Raw genomic sequence first — 7,850 nt, forward strand, 5'->3', positions numbered from 1 at the left:
AAACCCAGATCTCAAAGGTCTGGGCCCAGAAGCCCGCGCCGTACCGCCTAAGCGGTCGGCGTCGGGAGTACGTCACGTCTAATTATTTGAGGCTTTTTGGGAAACCGTCATATTTAGCCCCACCCTTCGAGGGTGGGGGCTTTTCGGTTATTAACGGATTATCGATAAATCCCACCACCATCCAGCAGGAAGTTGACCTTCAGGCATTAAACAGTTCAAAGATTTGGCGACAAAAATTTTTCAGCTTTTCGCCCACTTCCGCCACAGGTTCGGTTGCGCCGACAAAGCGCCAATTTTCCACGGTGGAGAAGCGCCACTGCTGACCTTTATGGTCGTATCCGGCGGCTTCCACCCCGATCGCGCGGCGAGAACCATCCAAAGGGTCTTCATAAAAGCGAATTTGAACCAAGATGCTGCGACTCTGTAACGAGCGACTCCATCCTGGAAAATGAAACCCGATATCCAGAGAATCGGGATCCACGAGTTCGCGGGTATCCGGATCGTCGATCCAAGGTTTCAGATCCGCCCTGGCATCGGGAAATTGCAGCTTAAAAACATTCACTGCTGCGGCGATTTTACTTGCCAATTCGAAATTTTTCACTTGTTCGGCTGCGTTCACAGTTCACAGACCTCCTATGACACTGATACAGTTGAAATCGGTTCATCAATGCGCCTGGAAAGCGACTTACTTTTAATTTAATCGCGAGCAAGGATCCGCTGTGGGGGGGTTTTCTCCCAATTTTGTCAAATTGCCACGCCGGCAAGTTTCCAACCCCTGACCAGGGACTACCCCTACAACAGGGGAACAGGAGATGCCGAAGTGTTCGCTTCCCACGATAAAAACGGGGAAGGGCAAACTAGGGCGATCGCGACTGGAGAAAAACCGAATCCGTCACAGTGGACGCCAAGCGGGCCGCCCGGATGGCAGCATTCCCGTTGCGAGTAGGAATTACAACTATGGCTATACCCTGTCACATCATCGTAGAAGGCAATCCAGCAATCATCTATGCCAGTCGGAATGGCGCGCCAGATAAAGTCCGGCGCATCCTCAAACCCTTCCTAGAAAAATTTTGGCAAGAAAGAGAGACCGCCGGAGAATACCACGATACACCTGAGTGCTTATTAGCCCAGATTGTGGTGCGTTTCGGATTTGAAATCTGCGAGGACGATTTCTCCAATTTACGAGTGGGGATGAACTACGACCCCACCGCTGATTACATCTATATCGTCGGCGCGGATAAAACCGTTAAGGTACTCTCCACCGAAGAGGACTATCGGCAAAATCCCAGTTTAGGTTTGCAAGGATGCCGCCCCGTGGAAGGAGAAATCTGGAAAATAGAATGATCTTAAAACGCGGGGATTGAGAATTGAGGGGAGAAAAAACCCCGGAGCGATCGCAGTTTTGCATGGCAAATTAGAGGCGTGAAATGAAGGGCCAAACTTCAGTTTTCACCCCCCACCACCGGAAGAGGGACACACTTGCCAATCGGGGTCAAGCTGCGATCGCTTCCGCTTTTTTCCCGCCGATTTCTCTGGATTGGCTTATCCCCATCCCCTGACATGGAGGTAACAGCAAGCATCCTTATTTGTAATCAACCGTTTCAATTTCTCAAAAAAATAATTGTTGAGTGACTTCGTAACCGCCCGGGAAGATGTGGCAAAATCAGCTAACTTCAAAATCAAACCGAAAAATAATTTTTCCCTCAAAAAAAGGGTAAAAAAGTTTTGTCCGGATGTCATAACCGGATCTGGAACCAGTAGGTAGCCCTCCCGCCCCCCGATTTATTTAATTTGTCGGCAGTGCAGAATCGCCATTCGGCACAGGGGGAATGGGTTTTGGAAATCAAGCAAAGGCTATTATTATGATGGGTTTGGAAAAGCTGGATTTTTTCTTTCTGGCGATAAGATTGGGCGAGACTGCGGGGTGGATGTTGTCAAAATTACCGGGTAATTTTGACCGTTTAAAACTTCCCCCAACTCAAACAAGGACAACAGACCTGACCAACTGCCAGCGTGCAATTTTAGAATAATTGCTCATTAATCCGTTCCGTTTTATGGCGATTGAAACTTTTGCGTTTTATACGATAACTCTGCTTGCGCCGGGAGACGCCAGCAGGGAAACGTCTGGCGCATTTGACTGCCAATCTCCCACTGTAGCAGGAAAAGAAGCAAGGGTGAGTGAGTGTTTTACCACCCCTAATAATTCTAGCCAACCGATTGAGTCTATCAGTCCACCAGAGACGATCGCAACTCCAATCAATTTATCCGGAATCTGCCCGGATTCTAGAAACCTGGGGGAAATCGACCCACCCCTGACGAGACAGCCTTGCAAAACGCACTTTTTACAAGCCGAATTTTCTCTAATTAGCGATAATGCTATCGATTTCGATAACCATTGGCTCTCCAATGGAAAGGATATCCCAGACAATCCTCAACCGCGATTGAGTTTTGCCTCTTCGCAAGCTTCATTACTGCCTCCATTAATGGGCGCAAATTTAACCCCGAATAAGGCACTGGGATTGGATAAATCGCAATTGGAGGACTCTTGGAATCAACCCGTCGGCGTATTCCATACCTTACTCTTAGATTTAACGATTTCTCCTGTGGGTGCGATCGCGCTGTTTTGGTTGCTGAAGCGATTTGTAATTCGCGAAATGATTTCTGAAGCCCAAAAACGCTGCTGGGCGGGCAACATAAACGGCGAATTTTTAAATATTTTCCGGGTAGAAATAGAAGCAAACTTAGCCAAATTCACCCAAGGCTATCAAAGCACTTGTCAAGACTTAACCCAAGAATTAATCGACCAAAAACTCCATTTAAAAGAAATTCAATCGGTGACTTCAGACTGGCTAACCCAAGTTCAAGCATTGCGTTCTGAAATACTGCAAGAAAAAGCCAGACAGACTCATGCCAGCAAAACTATCGTTCAATATCCAATTATTTGGCAACCCATCCAGACGAATAATCTGCCACTGAATTATAACAGTTCAAACAGCCAACCCGGGGCGAGCGATCGCCTGCATCAGCAATGGCAAAATGCGGAGGATTGGGTACAGCAAGGCAAAAAATTGTGCTGTCAGGGACAGTATGAAGAAGCGATCGCCGCATATGATACCGCCATTGCCATGACGCCCAACCGTGCGGATGAAGCGTGGTTTCATCGGGGGAATACCCTATGCTTTTTGCAGCAATACGAAGAAGCGATCGCCGCTTACGACAAATCCCTCGAAATTCAGCCTTACCGGGGCGAAGTATGGTATAGCCGAGGCCAGGTGTTCGCCCGATTGCAACGCTATTCAGAAGCCCTAGCTTCCTATGAAAGAGCCACAGAAATCAATCCCTTACATTCCGATTATTGGCACAATTTAGGAAATGTAATGGCGCGATTAGAATTTTACGATAAAGCAATTGTTGCCTACGAAAAAGCCATTAGCATCAAAGCCGATAAATATGAATTTTGGTACAACCGAGGCAATGCTTTGGGAAAATTGCACCGATACACACAAGCGGCGATTTCCTACGAAAAAGCCATTGCCATAAAACCGGATAAATACGAAGCCTGGTATAATAGAGGAAATGCCCTGGGGAGATTGCAACGCTACGAAGAAGCAATCGTCTCCTACGATAGAGCGATCGCCATCAACCCGGACAACTATGAAGTATGGCATAACCGAGGCGTAATGCTCGGAGAATTGCAACGCTATGAAGCCGCGATCGCCTCCTATGAAAAAGCCATTGAAATCAAATCAGACAATTATGAATCTTGGCATAACCGAGAACTGTCCATCGAGAAGCTGAAGCGCGCGCGATCGGCCAAATCGGTTTAAATACTATTTCGCAACCGTTTCTACAGCGAAGCGAGCAACGAAATCCATCAGAAGCGCCACCCCGGTGCAGGAGCTTGCGCCCGGGGGTGGCGCGGCAGTGGTCCAGTAGCAGGGCAGGATATGGTAGGATCTAAGCGATTGAGGGTGGGTGAGGAGCGATCGCTTATCCCGTTGCCAAATTGTAAATAAAAACTTATTTCTCGAGAAACACTCAATTTATGTTTGAAGCGCTAGCAGAACGCTTAGAAGGGGCCTGGAAAACACTGCGGGGTCAGGACAAAATCAGCGAGTCCAACATTCAAGACGCCCTGCGCGAAGTTCGGCGTGCCCTCTTAGAAGCCGACGTTAACCTCCAAGTCGTCAAACAATTTATCGCCGACGTCGAAGAGAAAGCCCTCGGTGCAGAAGTCATCCGGGGCGTCAGTCCCGACCAACAATTCGTCAAAATCGTTAATGACGAACTGGTCAACGTGATGGGGGAAAGCAACGTCCCCCTCGCCCAAGCCGATAATCCGCCGACAATCGTGCTGATGGCGGGGCTGCAAGGAACCGGGAAAACCACCGCCACAGCTAAACTGGCACTGCATCTGCGAAAGCAAAAGCGCAGTACCCTGATGGTGGCCACTGACGTGTATCGACCCGCCGCGATCGACCAGTTAGTGACCCTGGGAAAACAAATTGACGTGCCAGTATTCGAACTCGGTACCGATACCAACCCAGTAGAGATTGCCCGTCGCGGGGTGGAACATGCCAAAGAAATTGGCGCGGATACGGTAATTATCGATACCGCCGGACGGTTGCAAATCGATCGCGACATGATGGCGGAGCTCTCCGAAATCGAAAAAACCGTCAACCCCCACGAAACCCTCTTAGTGGTAGACGCAATGACCGGTCAGGAAGCCGCCACCCTGACGCGCACCTTTAACGAAGAAATTGGCATCACTGGGGCAATTCTGACCAAACTCGATGGCGATACCCGAGGCGGTGCAGCCCTATCGGTGCGCCAAGTGTCGGGCAGACCGATTAAATTCGTCGGCTTAGGCGAAAAAGTCGAGGCGCTACAACCCTTTTATCCCGATCGCATGGCCTCTCGCATCCTGGGGATGGGAGACGTGCTTAGCTTAGTGGAAAAAGCAGCAGAGGCGGTAGATATTGCTGATGCTGAAAAAATGCAGGAAAAAATCCTCTCCGCTAAGTTCGACTTTACGGACTTCCTCAAGCAAATGCGCTTGATGAAGAGCATGGGGTCTCTCGGGGGGATTATGAAATTGATTCCCGGGATGGGTAAGCTGAGCGACGATCGCATCCAAGAAGGCGAAACTCAGCTCAAGCGCACCGAGGCGATGATTAATTCCATGACCGCCGAAGAACGTCGCAACCCGGATTTATTGGCCGGTTCTCCCTCTCGACGGCGACGGGTGGCGCGCGGATCCGGACATCAGGAAAAGGATATCACCAAGCTGGTGGCCGATTTTTCCCGCATGCGAACCATGATGCAGCGCATGGGTCAGGGAGATATGAGCGGGATGGGCGGAATGATGGGCGGTCCGGGGGGCGGTCCGGGACAACCCGGGTGGCGCAGAGGCGGTGCGCCGGGAAAGAAGAAAAAGAAAAAGCAGAAGAAGAAAAAAGGCTTCGGTCAGCTTTAGGCAAATGGCGCGTCAAAGGACAGTGTACCAGGCTTCTGGATGCGTTTTGGCCCGGGGTCAGCTAAGGGCGATCGCCACTGTCCCCCACCCTCGGTGGCGATCGCCCCTGCCACAGTCAGCATTTTCGCCCGAAAAAATGGTACAATTATAAACTTTGCAGCCCCCCCCTTCGCCTAACGTGAAAGCTGTGCGCCCACAGCCTTGACGAAAGGCAAGCGCTGAGGGAATAGCGTAAGATTGTCAAGAGGAACCCATTAGAGCAACATGATCAAACTGCGATTAAAGCGATTTGGTAAGAAAAGAGCGGCGAGTTATCGGATTGTAGCGATGGATAGTCGCGATCGCCGCGATGGTCGCCCCCTAGAAGAACTCGGCATCTACAATCCCAGAACCGATGAAACGCGCTTAGATGTGCCCGGGATTGTCCGACGTCTGCAACAGGGGGCACAGCCCACAGATACAGTACGTCGGATTCTGGAAAAAGCCAATGTCTTCGAACAGGTCACAACCGGAACCGCTTCCTAATTCCGCCAGTGCAGCATCCGTTCCCCTGACTCCCTCTGGAGAACTGGGGAACGACGCTATGCCTGATTATGAAGGGTTAGTGCGGTTTTTGGTCGAACCCTTTTTAGAGTCCCCCGAGTCCCTGCGCGTGGATTGCGAATTAATGGAAAGCAAGCCAAAAGCCTGGATTCGCGTGGCATTTGACGATCCAGAAAAAGGGCGCGTCTTTGGTCGCGGCGGACGGAATATTCAGGCGATTAGAACGGTATTGGAAGCTACGGCGAAAGCCGCCGGTCAATCGATTTACTTAGATATTTATGACAGGAGTTCGCGCGATCGCCCCGGGGCTGAGGACTCTTCCCGGGGGAAAGGCTCAAAACCGCGTTCCCGTCGCAGTTCTGTTGAAAAGCCTTCTGCGCGATCGCGAAAACCCCAGTAACCGATCGCCACTCCCCCCTAACCGGGAACCACCCGTCCAGTGACCCCCGGAACGCAAAGAAAACCTTAAGACGCCTGGAAAGGAGCGATTCGCTCCCCTAGAGGCGTCTTTTTGCATTATCATGGAGCAAAGCCGCCCCTATTAAAAAATGCTGGCATGGAACAACGAGGCAAAATCGAGCTACCTTCTCAAGAAAGCGCACTCGCTCTGAGTGGAGAACGAGAAGAAAATCTAAAAACCTTGTCCAAGCAAACCGGTGCGTTGGTGGTGATGCGCGGGCAAGAATTGATGATTCAGGGAACCGCCAACCAAGTGACCCTCTGTACCCGCTTGGTGCGATCGCTCGAAGACCTCTGGAAATATGGCAAAACCGTCACCGGGGTGGACATCCTCACCGCCCGCCACGCCCTGGATAGCGATCGCCATGACGAATTAAAAGAAATGCGCCAGGATATCCTCGCTAAAAATCGTCGCGGCGAAGACATCCGGGCGAAAACCTTCCGACAGCGCCAGTACATCAACGCCATCCGCACCCACGACCTCACCTTCTGCATCGGTCCGGCGGGCACCGGCAAAACCTTTCTAGCTACCATTCTAGCCGCCCAGTCTTTACTCTCCAATGAATACGAGCGCTTAATCCTCACCCGCCCCGCCGTCGAAGCCGGCGAAAAGCTCGGTTTTCTCCCCGGAGACTTGCAACAGAAAATTAATCCCTATCTGCGCCCCCTCTACGACGCCCTCTACGAAGTCGTGGAACCGGAAAAAATTAGCAATCTCATGGAACGCGGCATCGTGGAAGTGGCTCCCCTCGCCTACATGCGCGGGCGTACCCTGAATCGTTCTTTCGTGATTTTGGATGAAGCCCAAAATACCACTGCGGCTCAAATGAAAATGGCCTTAACCCGGTTGGGATTTAAGTCTCGCATGGTGGTAACGGGAGACATCACCCAAACCGATTTGCCCGCCCACCAGCACTCTGGTTTGGTGCTGGCTGAGAAAATTTTACAAAACATCGAAGACATTGCGTTTTGTCGTCTCTCCCAAGGCGATGTGGTTCGCAACCCCATCGTTCAGCGCATCGTTGCTGCTTACGAAAAGTACGAGAAAAAATAACTCGGGCGAAGACAATAATTTGCATGGTGAGTGTGGAAACGCGGCGTCTTCCGGAACGAAGGACAACCGAGAGCAAAACTGAAAAACCATCACGCTTGTCCGGGAAGAAACTATAAGCGATTTCTATGGCGATTAATTTATAGGGATGTCAACCCTGGTGGTTGCGATCGCGGAGTGCAATGGCTCCATATAGCTCCATCCTTTGCCTTAGTTTTACCGCTGTTGAATTTCACTTTAAGTTTGCTTTAGCTTCTCGGCGGGAAGCCCCGCGCTCTACCCGTGCTTGGTGAGCGTCGGGATGAGAGCCAGGGGAAATGG

At 50.9% G+C, this 7,850-nt stretch carries 9 protein-coding genes; 7 read left to right on the forward strand and 2 right to left on the reverse strand.

The annotated features are described in order from the left end of the window. Positions 1 to 199: 199 nt before the first annotated feature. On the reverse strand, positions 200 to 619 hold the full coding sequence (locus tag AC0QH1_RS29015; protein ID WP_324634922.1) for a hypothetical protein: 420 nt from the start codon (positions 617 to 619) through the stop codon (positions 200 to 202). A 338-nt stretch (positions 620 to 957) separates the two neighbouring features. Here AC0QH1_RS29015 and AC0QH1_RS29020 point away from each other — a divergent pair, with 338 nt between their 5' ends. The 4 genes from AC0QH1_RS29020 to ffh all read left to right on the forward strand — a co-directional run bounded on the left by AC0QH1_RS29020 (position 958) and on the right by ffh (position 5,476). Next, positions 958 to 1,344 carry a histidine kinase gene (locus AC0QH1_RS29020; RefSeq protein ID WP_324634923.1) on the forward strand — a complete coding sequence of 129 codons (387 nt, stop codon included), beginning with the start codon at positions 958 to 960 and terminating at the stop codon, positions 1,342 to 1,344. A gap of 485 nt (positions 1,345 to 1,829) precedes the next feature. Next, positions 1,830 to 2,030 (forward strand): hypothetical protein, encoded by a 201-nt coding sequence (locus AC0QH1_RS29025; RefSeq protein ID WP_324634924.1) that lies wholly within the window; start codon positions 1,830 to 1,832, stop codon positions 2,028 to 2,030. A 24-nt stretch (positions 2,031 to 2,054) separates the two neighbouring features. Next, positions 2,055 to 3,827 (forward strand): tetratricopeptide repeat protein, encoded by a 1,773-nt coding sequence (locus AC0QH1_RS29030; RefSeq protein WP_324634925.1) that lies wholly within the window; start codon positions 2,055 to 2,057, stop codon positions 3,825 to 3,827. 218 nt (positions 3,828 to 4,045) lie between these two features. Continuing rightward, on the forward strand, positions 4,046 to 5,476 hold the full coding sequence (gene ffh, locus AC0QH1_RS29035) for a signal recognition particle protein (RefSeq protein WP_324634926.1): 1,431 nt from the start codon (positions 4,046 to 4,048) through the stop codon (positions 5,474 to 5,476). Here ffh and AC0QH1_RS29040 read toward each other — a convergent pair. Then, the gene (locus AC0QH1_RS29040; RefSeq protein ID WP_324634927.1) at positions 5,473 to 5,598 is read right to left on the reverse strand and encodes a hypothetical protein; all 126 of its coding nucleotides are present in this window, start codon (positions 5,596 to 5,598) and stop codon (positions 5,473 to 5,475) included. The genes ffh and AC0QH1_RS29040 overlap by 4 nt on opposite strands. A 142-nt stretch (positions 5,599 to 5,740) precedes the next feature. Between AC0QH1_RS29040 and rpsP the strand changes: the two genes are divergently transcribed. From rpsP to AC0QH1_RS29055, 3 genes are all read left to right on the forward strand, one after another. Beyond that, entirely contained in the window at positions 5,741 to 6,001 is a 261-nt protein-coding gene (rpsP, locus tag AC0QH1_RS29045) for a 30S ribosomal protein S16 (protein WP_324634928.1), read from the forward strand. Further along, a complete protein-coding gene (locus AC0QH1_RS29050; RefSeq protein WP_324634929.1) occupies positions 5,964 to 6,419 on the forward strand; it encodes a KH domain-containing protein in 456 nt (151 codons plus the stop codon). Before rpsP ends, AC0QH1_RS29050 begins: the two co-directional genes overlap by 38 nt. A 156-nt stretch (positions 6,420 to 6,575) precedes the next feature. Then, entirely contained in the window at positions 6,576 to 7,532 is a 957-nt protein-coding gene (locus AC0QH1_RS29055; RefSeq protein ID WP_324634930.1) for a PhoH family protein, read from the forward strand. Positions 7,533 to 7,850: the final 318 nt, after the last annotated feature.

This window comes from Phormidium sp. CCY1219 (assembly GCF_055795085.1).